19 protein-coding genes and 3 tRNA genes are annotated in these 20393 nt (G+C 66.4%); 4 read left to right on the plus strand and 18 right to left on the minus strand.

Annotated features, from left to right (window positions below; genetic code table 11):
• The 3 genes from dsrO to GRF61_RS06255 all read left to right on the plus strand — a co-directional run.
• The coding region (gene dsrO, locus GRF61_RS06245; protein WP_169149827.1) for a sulfate reduction electron transfer complex DsrMKJOP subunit DsrO at positions 1-624 on the plus strand (624 nt) is incomplete at its 5' end.
• Between the two features lie 18 nt (positions 625-642).
• Positions 643-1746 (plus strand): NrfD/PsrC family molybdoenzyme membrane anchor subunit, encoded by a 1104-nt coding sequence (gene nrfD / locus GRF61_RS06250; RefSeq protein ID WP_248281138.1) that lies wholly within the window; start codon positions 643-645, stop codon positions 1744-1746.
• A gap of 24 nt (positions 1747-1770) precedes the next feature.
• Positions 1771-4857, plus strand: coding sequence for a molybdopterin dinucleotide binding domain-containing protein (locus GRF61_RS06255; RefSeq protein ID WP_169149828.1), 3087 nt, complete (start codon positions 1771-1773; stop codon positions 4855-4857).
• Positions 4858-4878: 21 nt separating this feature from the next.
• Here GRF61_RS06255 and GRF61_RS06260 read toward each other — a convergent pair whose 3' ends face one another.
• The gene (locus tag GRF61_RS06260; RefSeq protein ID WP_169149829.1) at positions 4879-5535 is read right to left on the minus strand and encodes a response regulator; all 657 of its coding nucleotides are present in this window, start codon (positions 5533-5535) and stop codon (positions 4879-4881) included.
• On the minus strand, positions 5528-7330 hold the full coding sequence (locus tag GRF61_RS06265; protein WP_169149830.1) for a PhnD/SsuA/transferrin family substrate-binding protein: 1803 nt from the start codon (positions 7328-7330) through the stop codon (positions 5528-5530). The genes GRF61_RS06260 and GRF61_RS06265 overlap by 8 nt, the downstream gene beginning before the upstream one ends.
• A gap of 96 nt (positions 7331-7426) precedes the next feature.
• Here GRF61_RS06265 and GRF61_RS06270 point away from each other — a divergent pair, with 96 nt between their 5' ends.
• A complete protein-coding gene (locus tag GRF61_RS06270; protein ID WP_169149831.1) occupies positions 7427-7696 on the plus strand; it encodes a hypothetical protein in 270 nt (89 codons plus the stop codon).
• 307 nt (positions 7697-8003) lie between these two features.
• On the opposite strand, the gene GRF61_RS06275 is transcribed toward GRF61_RS06270, so the two are convergent.
• The 16 genes from GRF61_RS06275 to GRF61_RS06350 form a co-directional block, all read right to left on the minus strand.
• Positions 8004-8079 (minus strand) — tRNA-Gly (locus tag GRF61_RS06275).
• Between the two features lie 10 nt (positions 8080-8089).
• Positions 8090-8163 (minus strand) — tRNA-Cys (locus GRF61_RS06280).
• Between the two features lie 72 nt (positions 8164-8235).
• A tRNA-Gly gene (locus GRF61_RS06285) sits at positions 8236-8311 on the minus strand.
• A gap of 47 nt (positions 8312-8358) precedes the next feature.
• Entirely contained in the window at positions 8359-8934 is a 576-nt protein-coding gene (gene pgsA, locus GRF61_RS06290; protein ID WP_169149832.1) for a CDP-diacylglycerol--glycerol-3-phosphate 3-phosphatidyltransferase, read from the minus strand.
• A 26-nt stretch (positions 8935-8960) separates the two neighbouring features.
• On the minus strand, positions 8961-10778 hold the full coding sequence (uvrC, locus tag GRF61_RS06295; RefSeq protein ID WP_169149833.1) for an excinuclease ABC subunit UvrC: 1818 nt from the start codon (positions 10776-10778) through the stop codon (positions 8961-8963).
• A 24-nt stretch (positions 10779-10802) separates the two neighbouring features.
• Positions 10803-11915, minus strand: coding sequence for a beta-N-acetylhexosaminidase (gene nagZ / locus GRF61_RS06300; RefSeq protein WP_169149834.1), 1113 nt, complete (start codon positions 11913-11915; stop codon positions 10803-10805).
• Positions 11912-12289, minus strand: coding sequence for a holo-ACP synthase (acpS, locus tag GRF61_RS06305; protein ID WP_169149835.1), 378 nt, complete (start codon positions 12287-12289; stop codon positions 11912-11914). Before acpS ends, nagZ begins: the two co-directional genes overlap by 4 nt.
• 3 nt (positions 12290-12292) lie before the next feature.
• Entirely contained in the window at positions 12293-13042 is a 750-nt protein-coding gene (locus GRF61_RS06310) for a pyridoxine 5'-phosphate synthase (RefSeq protein ID WP_169149836.1), read from the minus strand.
• Entirely contained in the window at positions 13039-13773 is a 735-nt protein-coding gene (gene recO, locus GRF61_RS06315) for a DNA repair protein RecO (RefSeq protein ID WP_169149837.1), read from the minus strand. The genes GRF61_RS06310 and recO overlap by 4 nt, the downstream gene beginning before the upstream one ends.
• 12 nt (positions 13774-13785) lie before the next feature.
• Positions 13786-14694 carry a GTPase Era gene (gene era / locus GRF61_RS06320; protein ID WP_169149838.1) on the minus strand — a complete coding sequence of 303 codons (909 nt, stop codon included), beginning with the start codon at positions 14692-14694 and terminating at the stop codon, positions 13786-13788.
• Positions 14691-15362, minus strand: a complete 672-nt coding sequence (gene rnc / locus GRF61_RS06325) for a ribonuclease III (RefSeq protein WP_169149881.1) — start codon at positions 15360-15362, stop codon at positions 14691-14693. Before rnc ends, era begins: the two co-directional genes overlap by 4 nt.
• Before the next feature lie 4 nt (positions 15363-15366).
• On the minus strand, positions 15367-15729 hold the full coding sequence (locus GRF61_RS06330) for a DUF4845 domain-containing protein (protein ID WP_169149839.1): 363 nt from the start codon (positions 15727-15729) through the stop codon (positions 15367-15369).
• An 11-nt stretch (positions 15730-15740) separates the two neighbouring features.
• Entirely contained in the window at positions 15741-16529 is a 789-nt protein-coding gene (gene lepB, locus GRF61_RS06335; protein WP_169149840.1) for a signal peptidase I, read from the minus strand.
• A gap of 58 nt (positions 16530-16587) precedes the next feature.
• The gene (lepA, locus tag GRF61_RS06340) at positions 16588-18384 is read right to left on the minus strand and encodes a translation elongation factor 4 (RefSeq protein WP_169149841.1); all 1797 of its coding nucleotides are present in this window, start codon (positions 18382-18384) and stop codon (positions 16588-16590) included.
• Between the two features lie 52 nt (positions 18385-18436).
• Positions 18437-18703: a glutaredoxin family protein gene (locus GRF61_RS06345; protein WP_169149842.1), complete on the minus strand. Its 267-nt coding sequence runs from the start codon at positions 18701-18703 to the stop codon at positions 18437-18439.
• Complete coding sequence (locus tag GRF61_RS06350) at positions 18700-20106, minus strand: DegQ family serine endoprotease (protein WP_169149882.1); 1407 nt, start codon at positions 20104-20106, stop codon at positions 18700-18702. The genes GRF61_RS06345 and GRF61_RS06350 overlap by 4 nt, the downstream gene beginning before the upstream one ends.
• Positions 20107-20393: the final 287 nt, after the last annotated feature.

Consider the following 20393-nt stretch of genomic DNA (forward strand, 5'->3'; position numbering starts at 1 on the left):
GACCACCAGTGGGCAATGCTGGTGGACGTGCGCAAGTGCATCGGCTGCCAGGCCTGCACCATGTCCTGCATCCAGGAGAACGCGGTACCGGAAGGCAGCTTCCGCACCGTGGTCTCCACCTACAGCGTGCGCCTGAGCGATGGCACCCAGCCGGCCGGCACCTATGTGCTGCCGCGGCTGTGCAACCACTGTGACGAGCCACCCTGCATCCCGGTGTGCCCGGTGGGCGCCACCTTCAAGCGCGCCGACGGGGTGGTACAGGTGGATGGCGAGCGCTGCGTCGGCTGTGCCTACTGCGTGCAGGCTTGCCCGTACGACGCCCGCTTCATCAACCATCACACCAACAAGGCCGACAAGTGCACCTTCTGCGCCCACCGGCTGGATGCCGGCCTGCTGCCGGCCTGCGTGGAAACCTGCGTCGGCGGGGCGCGCATCTTCGGTGACATCAACGACGCCGGCGGCGAACTGAGGCGCCGGCTGGACGCAGCGCAGGCCGAGCTCAAGGTGCTGAAGCCGGAGAACGGCACCCGGCCGCGGGTCTTCTACATCGGCCTGGACGAGCGCTTCCAGGGCAAGGTCAGCGGCGAAGGCACGCTGTGGAAGCCGCGTGCGGCGCACGGCTGAGGCGGCTCAAGGAGAACCATGATGAACGCGGATATCGTCGAGATCGTCAATGTCGCCCGCGAAGTCGCGTGGCTGCCGTGGGCGGTGCAGTACTTCTTCCTCATCGGGCTGTCCTACGGCGCCTTCCTGGTGTCGCTGCCCGGGCTGGTGTGGCGCAGGCCGGGCTGGGAAGCGGCCGGCCGCATGGCCTTGCTGGCGGCCCTGGTGTGCGGACTGTGCGCACCGGTGGCGCTGCTGGCCGACCTGCACCAGCCGGGCCGTTTCTGGCATTTCTACGCCTGGTTCACCCCCAGCTCCTGGATGTCCTGGGGCGCCTTCTTCATCCCGGTGTACCTCGGCGGCCTGCTGCTTTACGCCTGGCTGGCCTTCCGCCCGCTGCTCGCGCGCCATGCCGCTGAAGGCGGGCGGTTCGCGCCCCTGGCCCGCTGGCTGGCCTATGGCGGGCTGGAGTGCCCGCGCGGCTTGGTGGCGGCAGCGTTGCTGGCCTTCACCGGTGCGCTGCTGGTGGCGCTCTACACCGGGGTGGAGGTGATGGTCGTGCGTTCGCGGCCGCTGTGGCATACGCCGCTGCTGCCGCTGCAGTTCTTCATCACCGCGCTGGCCGGCGGGCTCGGCCTCACGCTGCTGTTCAATCGCGCGGCCGGCTCGCGCACGCCGGGCACCACCCTGCGACTGGCCCGCGCGCTGGCCTGGGCCCAGGCGGCGGTGCTGCTGACCGGCCTGCTGTGGCTGCTGCTGGGGTTGAGCGGGATATCGCCCATCCACGCCCAGGCGCTGGCCGAAGTCGCCCCCTCCGCCAACTGGCAGTTCACCGCGCTGTGGGCAATCGCCGCCACGGTGGCCACCGGCGTGCTGGCCTGGAAGCGGCCGGGGAGCGGCGTGCTGACCGGCCTGCTCGCGCTGCATTCTGCCTGGATGATGCGCTGGACCATCTTCATCGGCGGCCAGGAGCTGCCCAAGACCGGCGCCGGTTACTACAGCTACCAGCTGCCCCTGGGCCCCGAAGGCTGGCTGGGCATTCTCGGCACCGCCGGGCTGTGGCTCTTCCTCTACATCGCGCTCACCACCCTGCTCCCGCTGCACCGGCTGGGCGAGCAGGGGCCGCGCCGCGCTGGCGCCTGAACCCGGACGAACAGGAGATACATCATGACCATCAATCGACGCGACATCCTGGCCGCCGGCGGCCTGGCCGCCTTCGCCGCCGGTTTCTCCCAGACGCTGGGCCGCATGGCGGACGGCGTGCTTGGAGAGCCGGACGGCGGCGACCGGCTGCATGGCCACTCGGCCGCTCCCGAATACACGGTCGATCCGGCCAGCGGCGAGCTGCGGCCGAATCCCGACCAGCAGGTGAGCTACACCGCCTGCCTGGGCTGCACCACGCTGTGCGGCGTGCGGGTGCGGGTGGACAAGCGCAGCGGGCGCATCCTGCGCGTCAGCGGCAATCCCTATAGCCCGCTCTCCACCGATCCCCACCTGCCGATGAAGGCGACGGTGAAGGAGAGCTTCGTCGCCCTTTCCCGCTTCCGCGACCAGGGCCTGGCCGGCCGCTCCACCGCCTGCGGCCGTGGCAACGCGGCGATGGATCAGATGGCCTCGCCCTTTCGCGTGTTGACACCGCTGAAGCGGGTCGGGCCGCGCAACGGGGGCCAATGGCAGCCGATCTCCTTCGAGCAGCTGGTGAAGGAAGTGGTGGAGGGCGGCGATCTGTTCGGCGAAGGCCATGTCGAAGGCCTCGCCGCGCTGCGCGACCTGCAGACGCCCATAGACCCGGCCGCGCCCGAGCTGGGGCCGCGGGTCAACCAGGTCGCCCTGCTCTCCAGCGTGAACGACGGCCGCGAGGCCCTCGGCCGGCGCTTCTGGAACCAGGCCTATGGCACCCTCAATTACGTCGGCCACGGTTCCTATTGCGGCGGTGCCTACCGCTCCGGCTCCGGCGCCCTGTTCGGCAACATGAAGCAGATGCCGCATGCCAAGCCGGATCTCGCCAATGCCGAGTTCGTGATCTTCGTCGGCACCGCACCCGGCAATGCCGGCAATCCGTTCAAGATCACCGGCACCAAGCTGGCCAAGGGCCGCAGCGATGGCCGGCTGGAATACGTGGTCGTCGATCCGGTGCTGACCAATGCCGACAACCGCGCGGCGGCGGAGCGCGGCCGCTGGGTGCCGATCCGACCCAGCACCGACGGCGCGCTGGCAATGGGCATGATGCGCTGGATGTTCGACCACGGCCGGGTCAACGAAGCCTGTCTGACCTATCCCAACCTGGCCGCGGCGGAGGCTGCCGGCGAGCCGGCCTTCACCAACGCCACCTGGCTGGTGATCGCCGAACCCGGCCATCCGCGCGAAGGCCTCTTCCTGCGCGGCTCGGATGTCGGCCTGCCGGTGGCGGAGGAGGAACGCCACAAGGACGCCGATCCCTACCTGGTGCTGGACGCCGAGGGCCGCGCCGTGCCGGCGGAAACCTTCGCCGGCGCGGCGCCGCTGCAGGCCGCCGGCATGCGGGTCGAACTGGCCGGCAAGGCGGTGATGCTGAAGACCGCCTTCGAGCTGCTGCGCGAATCGGCGCAGCGCCTGACGGTGGCCGAATGCGCCGCCATCTGCGGTATCCCGGAAGAGACCATCGCCGGTCTCGCCGACGAATTCACCCGTCACGGCCGCAAGGCCAGCGTGGTCGCGCACGGCGGCATGATGGGCGGCAACGGCTTCTACAACTCCTACTCGCTGCTGACCCTCAACGCGCTGATCGGCAACCTCAACTGGAAAGGCGGCTTCGTCGCCAACGGCGGCGGCTTCAAGGATGCCGCCGATGGCCCGCGCTACCGGCTGGCCAGCTTTCCCGGCCAGCTCAAGCCCACCGGCACACCGCTGGGGCGCAACGTGCCCTACGAGAAATCCGCCGAGTTCGCCCGCCGCAAGGCGGAAGGCCAGCCCTATCCCGCACGCGACGCCTGGTTCCCCAACGCGCCGGGCCTGGGTACCGAGTGGTTCCCGGCGATGCTGCGCGGCTATCCCTACGGCCTGAAGGCACTGGTGCTGTGGAGCGCCAACCCGATTTACGGCATCCCCGGCCTGCGCGCGCTGGTGGAGCAGGAACTGGCGGACCCGAAGAAGCTGCCGCTGCTCATCTCGGTCGATCCGCTGATCAACGAGAGCAACGCCTTTGCCGACTACATCGTGCCGGACGCGCTGATGTACGAGAGTTGGGGCTGGGCGGCCCCCTGGAACGGCATTCCGACCAAGGCCACCACCGCGCGCTGGCCGGTGGTCGAACCCCGCGTGGCGAAGACGGCCGATGGCCAGCCTGTGAGCATGGAGAGCTTCTTCATCGCGCTGGCGAAGGCGATGGCGCTGCCCGGCTGCGGCCGGGAGGGCCTGGCCGACATGGCCGGCAATCCCCTGCCGCTGGAGCGGGCCGAGGACTGGTATCTGCGCGGCGGCGCCAACATCGCCTTCGCCGGCAAGGCGCCAGTGGGCGACGCCAGCGACGAAGACCTCGCCCTCTCCGGCGTAGACCGCCTGCGCCCGGTGTTGGAGCAGACTCTGCCGCCGGAGGAATGGCGCAAGGTGGCGCTGCTCTACACCCGCGGCGGCCGCTACCAGGCCGCCGGCGAGGCACAGGATGAAGCCCGGCCGGAGTGGCAGGCCAACCGCTTCAAGACGCCGCTGTGGATCTGGAACGACAAGCTCGCCGGCGCCCGCAACAGCCTGACGGGGCAGCGCTTCGCCGGCTGCGCCCAGTGGCAGGCGCCGGCCTTCCTCGATGGCACGCCGATGCGCCAGCACCACCCCGAAGCGGAGTGGCCGCTGCAGCTCATCAGCTTCAAATCCGCGCTGCAGAACTCCTACAGCATCGCCACCCGCGTCACCGGCCTGCACCCGGACAATCCGGTGATCGTCCATCCCGAGGATGCGGCCGCCGCCGGCCTGGCCAACGGCGATCGCGCCCGCATCCTCACGCCCGGCGGCAGTGCGGCCTGCACCGTCATCGTCCACCACGGCGTGATGCGCGGCGTGCTGGCGGTGGAGCACGGCTACGGCCACCGCGAACTGGGCGCCCGCGCCCATCGCATCGGCGATCGGCAGCAGCCGCAGCGGGCGGACCTGGCCGCCGGCATCAACCTCAATGATCTCGGCCTGCGCGATCCCAGCCGGGGCAACGAGGCGCTGTGGGTGGACACGGTGTCCGGCACCGCGGTGCGGCAGGGCTTGCCGGCGCGGCTGATGCGCGCCTGAGGCTCAGCGGCCCGCCGGCTCTCAGTCCAGCGCCGACGGATCGGCCAGCAGCGTGAGGCGGGCCAGCTCCGCCGCGCTGCTGGTGCCAGTCTTCTCCATCACATGCTGGCGGTGCACATGCACCGTCTTCTCGCTGATCTCCAGCGCCCGCGCGACCAGCTTGTTCGGCAGGCCGCGGGCGACGAGCTGGGCCACCTCCCGCTCGCGCGGCGACAGCCGGGCCAACACCTCGCAGGCGCTGCTGCGCCGGGAAGATTCGGCCCGCTCGGCGGCGCCGCGCCGGATCGCGGCGGTCACCGCGTCGAGCAGGGCCTGGTCCTTGAACGGCTTCTCCATGAAGTCGCAGGCGCCCAGCTTCATCGCCTGCACCGCCAGCTCCACGTCGCCGTGGCCGGTGAGGAAGACGATGGGCAGCCTGCAGCCCCGCGCCCGCAGTGTCCGCTGCAGTTCCAGGCCGCTCATCATCGGCATGCGGATGTCCAGCACCAAGCAGGCGGCCTCCTGCTGCAGCGGATTGCGCACTCCCGGCCCGGCGGCCTCCAGCGCGGCGAGAAAAGCCTCGGCGGAGGCATGCGGGCAGACCGTCCAGCCCACCGATTCGAACAGGAAGACGAGGGAGCGCCGGAACGCGGCGTCATCGTCCACGACGTGGATCAGACAGGATTCGATGTCAGGCATGGGCATCACGGCCGCTGGCGTTCAGCGGCAGGCTGAGGGTGAATTCGGAACCGAAGCCGTCCGCGGCGGGAGCGGCGGTCAGGTGGCCGCCATGGGCTTCGGCGATGGAGCGGCAAATGGCCAGGCCAAGGCCGAGGCCCTCCGGCTTGGTGGTGAAGAAGGGCTCGAAGAGCTGGCGGCGGGTTTCGTCGTCCATGCCGCTGCCGTGGTCGCGCACCGTGATCAGCAAGAGATCGTCCGCCTGCTCCAGGCGTAGTGCCAGCGCCTGCCGTTCCGCCGGCAGACTCCGGCTGGCGTCGTAGCCGTTCTTCAGTAGGTTGAGCAGCACCTGCTGGATCTGCAGCGCATCCATCTCCACCGCCAGCCCCGGCGGCAGCGCGCTCGCGATGTCGATGCGGGGAGCCCCGCCCAGCATGCCGCGGAATAGCGCAACCGCCTCGTCCACCATCTCCCGCGGCGAAACCGCCGCCCGCGGCATGCGGCGCTTGCGGCTGAAGCCGCGGATGCGGGCGAGGATGTCGGCGGCCCGCTCGGCCTGGGTGGCCATTTCGCCTGCAGCCTCACGCACCGCATCGTCGGTCAGGCGGTGACCATCCAGGCGGCGGATGAGGCTGCCCGCGTAGTTGGCGATGGTCGCCAGCGGCTGGTTCAACTCGTGCGCCAGGGTGCCGGAGAGTTCGCCGAGCACCGACAGGCGGGCGAGGTGGTCGGCCCGCTCCTGGCTGGCCCGCATGTCGGCCGCCAGTTGCTGGCGTTCCTCGATGACGGCACGCAGCGCCGCCGTGCGGGTGTCCACCAGGCGTTCCACGTGCACGGTGTACAGCACCCAGGCCACGACCAGCAGGGCGAAACCGGCCACCCAGGGCCAGTAGCGCTCGGCCAGCATCATCACGGTCGGCGGTTGCAGATCCTTGTAGGGCCCGATCTGCAGCTCCCGGAACAAGGCATGCACCGACTGGTAATCCGCCGGTACCGCCCAGGCCAGCCCGTCGCGCTGGCGGTCCATCGCCAGCAGCGCCAGCGCCAGCTCACGGCCGAGCGCGGGCGGTGTGCCGCGCAGGCGGGCAAAAGGCCAGTCGGGATAAAGCCGGGTGGAGGTAACGCAGGGGAAACCAGGCTCGCTGCGGGCGCCGACGACCCGGAAGCGCGTCTGCCAGTCGGGCTGCTGCTCCAGCACGCAGGCGCGCAGGACGCCGGCATCCGCATCGCCGCGCTCGACCGCCGCCAGCACCCGGTCCATCGGCAGCCCGAGAGTTAGCAAGCCAGCGAGGTCCCGCTCCGGCTCCAGCCCGGCCGCCAGCAGTTCCCGCCACACCAGCTGATAACCGCCGAAGCCCTCCTTGCCCACCACCGCCAAGCGTTGGCCGCGCAGGTCAGGCAACTCGCGCAGACTTGCGCGCTGGCGCGGCGCGATCACCACCGAGCCGAGGGCACGTTCTGCGGCGGGTGCATCGCCGCGATCCAGTGTCAGCACCAGGCTGGCGCCATGGCGAGCCTCCAGTTCCACGTAATGGCCCGGGTTGGTGATGACGAACTCCAGTTCGCCGGCAGTCACCGCCCGCTCCAGTCCATCGTGGTTCAGTTGCACCAGGCTGAAGCGGTAGCCCGGCAGCCGGTGCTGGAGATGGTCCAGCAGCGGGAACCAGGCCTGTCCGGAAGCGTCGTCGCCGAGAAAGGCCAGCACGCCGATGCGGACCGCAGGCGGCGATTCATCGGCATGCGTCTGCACCGGCGGCAGGAGCAGCGCGAACAGCAGTATTGCGAGGAGGAAAAGTCGGGACCGCGGCAGGGGCATGACCCAAAGGTCGCCGTTTGGCGCACGGGCGTCAAGCGTGGCGCCGGTCCAGCGAGGGCCGGAGAAACCCTGTCGCCGGCGCAGCGCCGCCTCTTCGTGCATCGATCTCCCGCGGGCCTGGAGCGCAGTGGCGAGACCTGGGTCAGGCGCTGCGATGCGGTGGAGATCCGCGACCACCAGCAGGCCGGCCCGCAGGACTTCGTCACCTGGGACTGCCATTTCCGCTTGAGGGCGCGCGAGCTCCCCATCGACGGCGCCAGCCACTTGCACTTCACCGACGATGGCCGCGTACATGCCCACCGTGACTATTGGGACGCCGCCGAGACCGTTCTCGCACGGCTGCCACTCGCCAGCCCGATGGTGTAAGGGTTGCGGCGGCAGTTCAGGGCCCAGTTGACGCAAGATTGACGCAGCTGCGCTACACCCGCGACCGGGCGAGGAAGACAGCAGGATGTTAGGTCGCAGGGCCGGATGGGTATGGCAGAGTGACTAGTTGGAGGGCCGACGCAAGAACTTGCTGGCCCTTGCCATGGTGAAGAACGCCGTGCCCTTCGAAAGAGGCCGCAGGACGTAACTTGGCGGCCTATGGGATGGCACGCGCAAAATCGAAAAAAGGAGCCGAAGCTCCTTTTTTCGATGACCTGCAAGCTTCGTAAAAGCAGCAGATCCAAATTGGAGCGGGAAACGAGTCTCGAACTCGCGACCTCAACCTTGGCAAGGTTGCGCTCTACCAACTGAGCTATTCCCGCATTTTCTACTTGGAGGCGCGAACCGGAATCGAACCGATGTACACGGCTTTGCAGGCCGCTGCATAACCACTCTGCCATCGCGCCGTACCCGTTTCGGCCGGCTGTCCCCGTGTCCGGGAGCCTCTGGACCAGACCGGGATCTGATCCGCAAATCTTTGGAGCGGGAAACGAGTCTCGAACTCGCGACCTCAACCTTGGCAAGGTTGCGCTCTACCAACTGAGCTATTCCCGCTCGGGAAAGACCGCCATTATAGACAGTCATTTTTACCTGTCAACTTTTTATTTATCGCCGTGGCGCGCCAATCGGGGCATTGCGCGATGCAGGTAGTACCCCATGGACCAGAGGGTCAGGACCGCCGCAACGTAGATCAGCACTCCACCGATAAACCTAAGGTCGATCGACAGAAGGGGCGCATTGTATAGCAGCAGCGGGATTGCTGTCATCTGCGCGGCCGTCTTCAGCTTGCCGACATAGGCCACCGCCACGCTGGACGATTCCCCCATCCGGGCCATCCACTCGCGCAACGCGGAGATGGTGATCTCGCGGCCGATGATGACCACCGCGATGATGGCATCCACCCGCGCCAGCTGGACCAGCAGGATCAGGGCGGCCGCCACCATGAGCTTGTCGGCCACCGGATCGAGGAAGGCGCCGAAGGCGGAGGTCTGGCCCAGCGCCCGGGCCAGGTAGCCGTCGAACCAGTCGGTGATGGCGGCAATGATGAAGATCAGCGTAGCCAGCTGGTTCTGCTGCAGCACCGTCAACCAGCCATCCGGCAGATAGAAGATGCCCACGAACAGGGGGATGAGGGCGATCCTCATCCAGGTGAGAGTATTGGGGATATTGAGTGACATGCGCGGCGCGAAGCGAGTCGCTATCTTCAATGCAGCGCGGAGTATATCTGCTCAGCCATCTTTCGGCTGACGCCCTCCACCCGGCAGAGATCCTCCACCGTCGCCGCTTTCACGCCGTCCAGCCCGCCGAAGGCGGCCAGCAGATTGCGCCGGCGGGTCGGGCCGACACCAGGAATGTCCTCCAGACGGGAGCCGATGCGGGCCTTGCCGCGCTTGGCGCGATGGCCGGTGATGGCGAAGCGGTGAGCCTCGTCGCGGATTTCCTGCACCAGGTGCAAGGCCGCGTGCACTCCGCCGAGTGCCAGCGGTTCGCGCTCATCCGGGAACACCAACGTCTCCAGGCCGGCCTTGCGCCCTTCACCCTTGGCGACGCCAACCATGGCGATCGCCTCCAGACCGACTTCCGCCAGGATCGCTCGCGCGGCGGAGACCTGCCCCCGGCCGCCGTCGATCAGGATGAGATCCGGGCAGATCCCCTCCCCCGCCGCCACCTTGCCATAGCGGCGCTCCAGCACTTGGCGCATGGCGGCGAAATCGTCGCCCGGCGTGATTCCGGTGATGTTGTAGCGGCGGTATTCCGAGCGCTTCATCGCTCCCGCCTCGCACACTACGCAGGAGGCAACGGTGGCTTCACCCATAGTGTGGCTGATGTCGAAACACTCGATGCGCACCGGCGGATCAGCCAGATCCAACGCCTCACGCAGGGCTTCCAGGCGCTGCTCCGCCCTGCCGGTATCGCGGGCCTTGGCCTGTATGGCCAGACGGGCATTCTTCTCCGCCATCTCCATCCAGGCGCGTTCGCTGGCGAAGCGCGGTGCGCTGGCAACCGGCGGGCGTTCCGAGAGCTCGAGCAGAGTTTCCCGCACCGGCTCCAGCCCCAGATTGACGAGGATCTTGCCGGGCATCGGGTGCTCCGCGTAATGCTGCTCGACGAAGGCGAGCAGACCATCCTCCGCACCCGACACCACCGCCCCACTGGGGAATTGCGGCCGGTCACCCAGATGGCGGCCGCCCCGCACCATGGCGATATTGATGCAGACCAGGCCGTCTTCCTCGACCGCAGCCAGCACGTCCACATCTTCATCCTTGCGGCTATCGACGAACTGCCTGTGAAGCACTGCCTGCAGCACGCGGATCTGGTCGCGGCAGGCAGCGGCTTCTTCGAAAGCCAGGTTCTCGGAGGCGCGCTGCATGCGCGTCGTGAGGTCGTCTATCACCTCACCGCCCTGACCATCCAGGAAGCGGCCGGCGAGACGTACATCGGCGAGGTAGGCCTCCTTCTCGATCAGCCCGACACAGGGGCCGGTGCAGCGCTTGATCTGCTGCAGCAGGCAGGGCCGCGAGCGGTTCTGGAACACGGAGTTCTCGCAAGTCCTGAGCTGGAAGGTTTTCTGCAGCAGCTGGATGCTCTCCCGCACCGCCCAGGCGTTCGGGAAGGGGCCAAAGTAGCGGGCTCCGCGGGCGAAGGCACCGCGGTGGTAGGCCAGGCGGGGAAACTCGTCGCCAGACAGCTCGATGTAAGGGTAGGACTTGTCGTCGCGGAACAGGATGTTGTAGCGCGGCGCGAGGCTCTTGATGAGGTTGTTCTCCAGCAGCAGCGCTTCCGCTTCCGAGCGGGTGGCGGTGATGTCCACCCGCTGCACCTGGGCGACCATCATCGCGATGCGGGGGCTGGACAGGGTGCGCTGGAAGTAGCTGGAGACGCGCCGCTTCAGGTTCTTCGCCTTGCCGACGTATAGCACCTTGTCCTCGGCGCCTATCATGCGATAGACGCCCGGCTCCTCCGGAACCGTTTTCAGGAAGCTGCGTGCGTCGAAGGGCGGCGTGCTGTGTTGATCGTTCATCGCGGGTCCGGCGCCGGCGGGTACTCAGCCGACGGCCTTGTCGCCGATGGAGCCCGCGGTCATGCCGGGGCCGGCATCCAGCAGGTCCAGCGTCGCCAGCCGCTGACACGCCTCGCGATAGGTGGCGTCTTCCGCCCGTTGATCGGGCGCAGCAAGGCCGGGACAGGGCAGCGCAGCAATCCGGGCAAGCGCCTCAGGCCGCGGGGCCGGCTGCCAGCGTGCCAGCAGATCGTCCATCACGTCCGGCCGGTTGCACGCCAGCAACATGTCGCAGCCGGCCTGCCAGGCAGCGTTCGCCCGGCCGACGATGTCGCCCGCCCAGGCGGCGCCTTCCATGTTCAGATCATCGCTGAACACCAGTCCCTCGAAGCCCACGCGCTCGCGCAAGACGTCCTGCAGCCAGTAAGGCGAGAAGCCGGCGGGCTCAGGAGCGACCTCGGGATAGATCACATGCGCCGGCATCACTCCGGTGAGCTGCGTCCCCAAGCCGCCCCGATACGGAAGCATGTCCGCGTCCCAGAGCGTCTCGAAGCTGCGGGAGTCGACCGGAATCTCGTGATGGGAGTCCGCTTCGACGAAACCATGACCGGGGAAATGCTTGCCCACCGCACCCATGCCCGCCGCCGCCATGCCTTTGGCCACCGCACTGGCCAGTTCAGTGGTCGCCGCGGGGTCAGGATGGAAGGCGCGGCTGCCGATGGCGCGGCTCATGCCGTAATCCAGGTCCAGGACCGGGGCGAAACTTAGATCGACGCCGTGGGCGAGCAGATCGGTGGCCAGGACGTAACCGGCAGCTTGAGCGCTCGCCAGCGCCGCCTCGCGATCCACGCGCCACAACTCGCCAAGGGAACGCATGGCCGGCAGCTGGGTGAATTCGTCCGTTCTGAAGCGCTGCACCCGGCCGCCTTCGTGATCCACCGCGATGGGCAAGGCCGGCCGGCGCAAGGCATGGATCTCGGCGGTAAGCGCCTTCAGCTGGGCAGAGCCGGAGAAATTGCGGGCGAACAGGATCACGCCGCCGACCAGGGGATGACACAGCCGCAGCCGCTCGGCGCCGGTGAGTGTCAAGCCGGCGACATCCGCCATCAAGGGACCCCGCGGCAGGCGGCGGGTTTTGGAACCGGTGCTGGAGTTCATCTCTGCTCTATCACCGCAAAGGCCACCACATACTCGGCTTCATCACTCAGGCTCAGGTGAGCGCTCAGGCCGTGCTCGTCCATATGGCGTGCAAGCCGTTCGTCATAGCGGAACAGCGGCTTGCCCAACGCATCATGGTCGACCGCCACCGCATGTAGCGTGGCGGGCACCGCGACGCCGGTTCCCAAGGCCTTGCCGAAGGCCTCCTTGGCGGCGAAGCGTTTCGCCAGCAGGCGGGCCTGATCGCTGCTTGCCTGCCAGGCCGCCCGCTCGCTCTCGGCGAGGATGCGCATGGCAAAACGCTCGCCATGCCGCTCCAGGGACTGCCGCACACGCTCCACCTTGACGATATCGGTCCCGATGCCGTGGATCATGACTTACGGCCGGGCCGCCTCCCGCATCAGCGCCTTCATCTCCCGTACTGCTTCGCGCAGGCCAATGAAGACCGCACGGCTGACGATGGCGTGGCCGATGTGCAGTTCGCGCACCCCCGGCAATGCCGCAATCGGCTGCACGTTGTAGTAGTTCAAGGCATGCCCGGCGTTGAAGCGCATGCCCAGGCCACGGATGAGCTCGCCCGCGGCCCGGACCTTCTCCACCTCGGCCAGCACCTGCGGACTCTCCGCGTCCCGCCCGGCGTGGTGAAAGGCATGTGCGTAGGGGCCGGTGTGGATTTCGCACACCCGGGCACCAATACGGGCGGCGGCCTCCACCTGCGCCGGCTCCGCGTCGATGAACACGCTGGTGACGATGCCGGCGTCTGCGAGACGAGCAATCACATCGCGCAGGCGCGCCTCCTGCGCCATCACATCCAGCCCTCCCTCGGTGGTGACCTCATGCCGGCCTTCCGGCACCAGCATCGCCATCTCCGGCTTCAAACCGCAGGCGATACCGACCATCTCGTCGGTGGCCGCCATCTCCAGGTTCAGCTTGACCTGGGTCTGCCCGCGCAGGCGGCGCACGTCCTCATCCTGGATGTGGCGCCTGTCCTCGCGCAGATGTACGGTGATGCCATCCGCTCCGCCCAGGTGGGCCTCGACCGCGGCCCAGGCCGGGTCGGGCTCCCAGGTACGGCGGGCCTGCCGCAGGGTGGCGACGTGGTCGATATTTACGCCGAGTTCGATCACAGTTCCTGAAGCTCCTTGAGTACCCGGCGGGACTGCAGCGGCTGCCCGCCGAGGTAATGATTGATCAGCATCCGTAGCAACTGCTTGGCCTGCGCAAGGGTCTCGGCGCGGGAAAAATCCCGCGCGGCAAGGTCCAGCAGGGTGCGCCCGCTGACGATATCGAGCCCGCCCATGCCTGCCGGATCGATCTCTCCCAGCGGCACCGGACCGCGCTCGATCATGAAGACGTAGTCCGCGCCCTCCTGGACAGGCGCGCCACTGTCCGCCTCGTTGCCGAGGTCCAAGCCATAGCCCAGCTCCTGCAGCAGTACCAACTCGAAACGGCGAAGGACAACCACCAGGGCTTCATTGCGGCCAAGCGCCGCTATCGCTTCGCCATAGGCGCTGAATAGCGCCGGATGGGGATCCTCCCGCGCAGCCAGCCTGACCAGCAGTTCATTCAGATAGTAGCCGCACAGCAAGGCCCGGCCGCCAAGCAAGGGTTGTCCGCCCTGCCATTCCGCGCGCACCAGCGTCTTCACCTCGCCGCCGCCAGACCAGTCCATCAGCAGGGGCTGGAAAGCCATCAGCACGCCGCGCAACGCGGACAAGGGGCGCCTTGCCCCTTTCGCAGCCAGCGCCACCCGTCCATGGTCGCGGGAAAACACCTCGACGATGAGGCTGGTTTCCCGCCACGGCATGGTGTGCAGGACCCATGCCGGCTGCTGCTCGATGCGCTGTCTCTGCCCCACGGCGCTGGCGGGTCAGTCGTAGCCCAGGCTCTTGAGCGCGCGCTCGTCGTCGGCCCAGCCGCTCTTCACCTTGACCCAGACTTCGAGGAAAACCTTGCCGTCGAAGAGCTTCTCCAATTCCACCCGGGCTTCGGAGGAGATCCGCTTCAGCTTCTCGCCGCCCTTGCCGATGACGATGCCCTTGTGGCTGGCCTTGTCCACGATCACCGCGGCGTAGATGCGACGCAGGCGCCCCTCGGTTTCGAACTTCTCGATCTCCACCGCGATGCCGTACGGCAACTCATCGCCCAGCAGGCGGAAGAGCTTCTCGCGCAGGAATTCGGAGGCGAGGAAACGCTCGCTGCGGTCGGTGATCTCGTCTTCCTCGTACATCGGCGCCCCTTCCGGCAGCAGAGGCGTGGCCGCGCCGATCAGCGCCTGCACATTGGCGCCGCGTTCGGCCGACAGCGGCACGATCTCGACGAAATCCCGCTCCTGGCGCAGCTTGTCGATGAAGGGCAGCAGCGTTGCCTTGTCCTTCAGCTGATCCACCTTGTTGATGACGAGGATGACCTTGGCATCCGCCGGCATCACCTCCAGCACCTTGGCGTCGTCCTCACCGAAACGCCCGGCCTCGACGACAAAGAACACCAGGTCCACATCGGACAACACCTGCGACACCGTGCGGTTCATCGAACGGTTGAGCGCGTTGCGGTGCTGGGTCTGGAAACCCGGCGTGTCGACGAAGACGAACTGGGCATTCTCTTCCGTCAGGATGCCGGTGACACGGTGGCGCGTCGTCTGCGCCTTGCTGGAGACGATGCTGATCTTTTGCCCGATCAGGCGGTTGAGCAGCGTGGACTTGCCAACATTCGGTCGCCCGACGATGGCGACGAAGCCGGTGCGGAATGCCGCCTCGGCGGGCTGGGTATCGGTATTCATTTGTTCCTCAACTGGGCAAGGGCGAGCTCTGCCGAACGCTGTTCGGCGGCCCGCCGGCTGGCGCCGCGCGCAGTAGTGCGCACCCCCAGCTTTTCGATCTCGCAGGCAACTTCGAATTCCTGCGCATGCGCCTCGCCGATGACCTGCACCATGGAGTAGACCGGCAGGGCAATCCTCCGCCCTTGCAGCCACTCCTGCAAGGCCGTCTTCGGATCCTTGGACGGCGCCTTGGGATCGACCTCCTTCAGCAGCGGTACGTAGAGGTGGTCGATGACCCGCTTGGCCTGGGCGAAATCCGCATCCAGGAAAACGGCAGCGAACACCGCCTCCAGCGCATCCGCCAGAATGGAAGGCCTGCTGGCACCGCCGGACTTCAACTCGCCTTCACCCAGGCGCAGGCAGCGCCCGAGTTCAAGCTCCTGCGCGATGCGATGCAGGGCCTCCTGTCGGACCAAGGAGGCCCGCAAGCGGGAAAGCTCCCCCTCCTTCAAGGCGGGAAAGCGCTCGTAGAGGGCGATGGAGGTGACGCAGTTGAGGATGCTGTCGCCCAGGAACTCGAGGCGTTCGTTGTTCGGCTGGCCGAAGCTGCGGTGGGTCAGGGCTTGCTGCAGCAGGCCCGCCTGCTTGAACTCATACCCCAGGGACGCCTGCAGACGTGCGAGGGCCAGGCTGCTAGCGGCTGTCACTGGAGACGTTGAAGTCGATCAGCAGGCTGACGTTGGCCACCACGGGCACCTTCCTCGAATAGGCGACCTCGATCAGGGTCTTGCCCGCCGGCTTGGAGATAACAAGGTCCACACCGGTCACCGAGGAAATGTCGTCTATCTGTCCGCGCTTGTCGAAACTGCGCCGCAGTTCTATCGCCGAGGTTCCGCTATCGCCCTCGGCAGCCAGTATCTTGACGATGCGCTGCACCGCCAGATATTCGTTGACCGCCGGCACCGTGCGAAAGGCTATCAGCAGTACGAAGGCGGCGAGCGCGCCGACGATCAGGACGCTGACCAGGCTAAGGCCCCGCTGCGAACTCCGGTTCATGTACGCGTACCTCAATGGAAGCTGCCGATGCGCTTCATGTCGTTGAAGTTGAACCAGATGAAGAAGGCCTTGCCGACGATGTTGGCATCAGGCACGAAACCCCACACCCGGCTGTCGCTGCTGGCGTCGCGGTTGTCGCCCATGACGAAGTAATGACCCTGAGGGACGACGCAGCTTACACCGCCGCTAGTATAGGTACAGTTTTCACGATACGGAAAATTCATCACCTGGCTGACGAAAGCCGGTGCTTCCTTCTCGATCAGGATGGAATGGCTGACCTCGCCCAGCTTCTCGACGTATTGCGGCGAAAAGTAGAGACGGTCCGGATGGAGGTAGTTGTCCGTCTGCTCCATCGCCACCTTCTCGCCGTTGATGCGCAGCTGCTTGTCGATGTACTCCACCTTGTCACCCGGCAGCCCCACCACCCGCTTGATGTAATCCAGCGAGGGATCCACCGGGTAGCGGAACACCATCACATCGCCACGCTGCGGCTGGCCGACTTCGATGATCTTCTTGTTCACCACTGGCAGGCGGATGCCATAGGTCCACTTGCTCACCAGGATGAAGTCGCCAACCAGCAGGGTGGGAATCATCGAGCCGGACGGAATCTTGAAGGGCTCCACGACGAAGGAGCGCAGCCCGAACACGACCAGGATCACCGGGAAGAAACTGGCGCCGTATTCCACCCACCACGGCGCGACATCGCCCGGCCCCCGCCGCTTGCGGGCAAAGAAACGGTCGACGAACCAGAGCAGGCCGGTCAGAACCAGCAGCACAAAAAGGATGAGAGCGAAATTCACAGGAACTCCGGCATCCGGCGCAGGAAGCGCCGACTATTGAACAGGGGCGAAGCGAACGTCACTTGCTGTCGTCCACTCGCAGAACCGCCAGGAAGGCCTCTTGCGGGATCTCGACGTTGCCGACCTGCTTCATCCGCTTCTTGCCTTCCTTCTGCTTCTCCAGCAGCTTCTTCTTGCGGGTGATATCACCGCCGTAGCACTTGGCCAGCACATTCTTGCGCAGGGCCTTGATGGTCTCCCGGGCGACGATGTGCGAGCCGATGGCAGCCTGTACAGCCACGTCGAACATCTGGCGCGGAATGAGTTCGCGCAGCTTGGAGGCCAGCTCGCGGCCGCGGTATTGGGCGCTGGCCCTGTGCACGATCACGGACAGCGCATCCACCTTCTCGCCACCCACCAGCAAGTCCAGCTTGACCAGATCGGCGGTGCGGTATTCCTTGAACTCGTAATCCAGCGACGCATAGCCGCGCGACACCGACTTCAGCTTGTCGAAGAAGTCCATGACCACTTCGTTCATCGGCAGGTCGTAGATCAGCTGCACTTGCCGGCCGTGGTAGCGCATGTCCACCTGCACGCCGCGCTTCAGATTGCACAGGGTGATGACCGGGCCGACATAGTCCTGGGGCAGGAAGATGGTGGCGGTGATGATGGGCTCTCGAATTTCGGCGACCTTGCCGGTATCCGGCAGCTTGGCCGGGTTCTCGATCCGGATGGTCTCGCCGCTGTTGAGCACGACTTCGTAGACCACGGTAGGCGCCGTGGTGATGAGGTCCATGTCGAACTCGCGCTCCAGCCGCTCCTGCACGATGTCCATGTGCAGCAGGCCGAGGAAGCCGCAACGGAAACCGAAACCCAGCGCCTGGGAGACTTCCGGCTCGAACTGCAGGGAGGCATCGTTGAGGCGCAGCTTCTCCAGTGAATCCCGCAGCTGGTCGTACTCGCTGGACTCCACTGGATACAGGCCGGCGAACACCTGCGGCTTGATTTCCTTGAAACCCGGCAGCGGCTCCGCAGCGGGCTTGCCCGCCAGCGTGATGGTGTCGCCCACCTTGGCCGCCTCGAGTTCCTTGATGCCGGCGATGATGAAGCCGACCTCACCCGCCGAGAGCCGCTCGCGACCGACCGACTTCGGCGTGAACACCCCGACCTGTTCGCACAGGTATTGCAGCCCCGAGGACATGAACTGGATCTTGTCCTTGGGACGCAACTCGCCGTCCACCACCCGCACCAGCATCACGACGCCGACGTAGTTGTCGAACCAGGAGTCGATGATCAGCGCCTTCAGCGGTGCTTCTGCGCTTCCCTTCGGCGCGGGTATGCGAGCAACGATGGCTTCCAGCACGTCCTCGATGCCCAGGCCGGTCTTGGCCGAGCAGAGGATGGCCTCAGAGGCGTCGACGCCGATCACATCCTCGATCTCGCCGCGGGCGCTCTCCGGATCGGCGGCCGGCAGGTCGATCTTGTTCAGGACCGGAACGACCTCCACATCCTGCTCCAGCGCGGTGTAGCAATTGGCCACCGTCTGCGCTTCCACGCCCTGGGAGGCATCGACCACCAAAAGCGCGCCCTCGCAGGCGGCCAGCGAGCGGCTGACTTCGTATGAGAAGTCCACATGCCCCGGAGTGTCGATCAGGTTCAGGTTGTAGACCTGCCCGTCGCGGGCTCGGTAGTGCAAGGCGGCCGTCTGTGCCTTGATGGTGATGCCGCGCTCGCGCTCGAGGTCCATGGAGTCCAGCACCTGCGACTCCATCTCCCGCTCGGAGAGACCGCCGCAATGCTGGATGAGCCGGTCGGCCAAGGTGGATTTACCGTGGTCGATATGGGCGATGATGGAGAAGTTTCGGATGTGGTGCATACGACAACAAAAAGGGTGCCTCACGGCACCCGGATCGAATTGGTTTAGCTGCTCAGGGCGCAGATTCTAGCGGAAAAGCCCGGCAATAGGCACGAACGGCCTCTGCGTCCAGCCGATAACGGCAAAGCTCGCTCTCGCCGTGAAGGAGCACCGGCACGGCTTCATCCCATTTCGCCTCAAGCTCGGGATCGGCGTCCACGTCCAGAACCGCAACGGTCCAGCCGAATTCATGGGCGATGGGCGCCAGTTCATCGACGAGTTCATGGCATAGGTGACACCACTCGCGGCTCAGCACGGTAAAAGTGGCGACCGCGTTCACTTGTCCGCCCTCAGGCCGACATAGGATGCTGCTTCTCCGCGCCTGACCAGCAGCGTGACCTGCTGTCCTTCCTTGAGGGAGCTGACGAGACGATTGAACTCGTCCACCGATTTCAGCCGGGATTGCTTGCCTGCCGTCACGATCGCCATTACCACGTCGCCCTGCTGGAGCTCCGCTCTCGCCGCCGGGCCCTGGACACGCTCGACCACCACCCCTTCCTGCTCACCCATCTCCTTCCGTTGGGCTGGCGTGGGCGGCAGCACGACCAAGCCTAGCCGGTTCGGAGCTGCCTGGCCCTTGGTCGGCGTCTTGCGCGCGGCGGCCGGGTCCTGCCACTCGCCCACACTCACCATCAAATCCCGTTGCGTGCCGCTGCGCACCACCTGCATCGGCACCTTGGCGCCAGGCCGGCTGGAGGCAACGATGCGCGGCAGATCGCTGGAATTGTCCACCGGCTTGCCATCGAAGCGGACGATGACGTCGCCCTGCTCCACGCCCGCTTTTGCCGCAGGCCCACTTGGCTCCACCGCGCTCACCAACGCCCCTGCTGCGCGCTTCAAGCCAAAACTGTCGGCAAGATCGCGGGAAACCTCCTGGATGGCGACACCGATACGCCCCCGCTGCACCCTGCCCGCATTGCGCAGTTGCTGCTGCACATCCATCGCCACATCAATCGGGATCGCGAAGGAAAGCCCCATGAACCCGCCAGTACGACTGTATATCTGCGAATTGATGCCAACCACCTCGCCTTGGAGATTGAACAAGGGGCCACCGGAATTGCCTGGATTGATCGCAACATCAGTCTGGATGAAGGGGACGAAGTTTTCGTCGGGCAGGCTGCGCCCCTTGGCGCTGACAATTCCCGCCGTCACCGTCTGGTCGAAACCGAAAGGCGAGCCGATCGCGACCACCCACTCACCGACCTTGAGGCGCGCCGGGTCGCCCAACACCACCCGCGGTAAGGCCGCTGCCTCGATCTTGATCAGCGCGATATCGCTGCGCAGGTCAGCCCCCACCACCGTGGCGCGAAACTCCCGTTTATCCGCCAGGCGGACAAGAATCTCTTCCGCCTCGTCAACTACGTGGGCATTGGTCAGGATGTAGCCATCCGCGCTGATGATGAAGCCGGAACCCAGGGAGCGGTTGTCCGGATCCAGGCGGGGCCCATCCTGGTGCCTCGGAATGAAGCGCCGGAAGAAATCGAACATGGGGTCGTTCTCATCCAGCCCTGGCACGCCGGCCTGCGACGGCGCCCGTGTCTGCATCGTGCTGATATTGACCACCGCCCTCCCCTGCCGCTCCACCAACTGGGTGAAGTCCGGCAGGGTCACGCCCGCCGCCAACGCGAGCAAAGGAAGAGCCATCGCGAAGCCCACCGCCACTATCCGTGAGACAAAGCCCATCATTTGTCCTGCACCCCTCCCTGCGGGCATCTCATACCACGGGCAAGAACCTGCACGCCTAGCCCCGAAGCCCAGCGCAAACGCCTGGCCAGAAAACGATTCATTCCCAATGCCAAAGCCAGCCCGCTCGCCCCACCCAATGCAACCCCAAGATCCCCAGGGTAAACTAGGCCGGCCAAAGCGCCTCCGGACAAAAGCAGAAAAATACTCAAGCCATAGGACAAAAAGGCTGCCTTCAATGGCGCCCCTTCCTGCACCTGAAGGCTCACTTCGTCTCCCACCCCCGC

Source organism: Azoarcus sp. TTM-91 (assembly GCF_012911025.1).
GTDB lineage: Bacteria > Pseudomonadota > Gammaproteobacteria > Burkholderiales > Rhodocyclaceae > Azoarcus.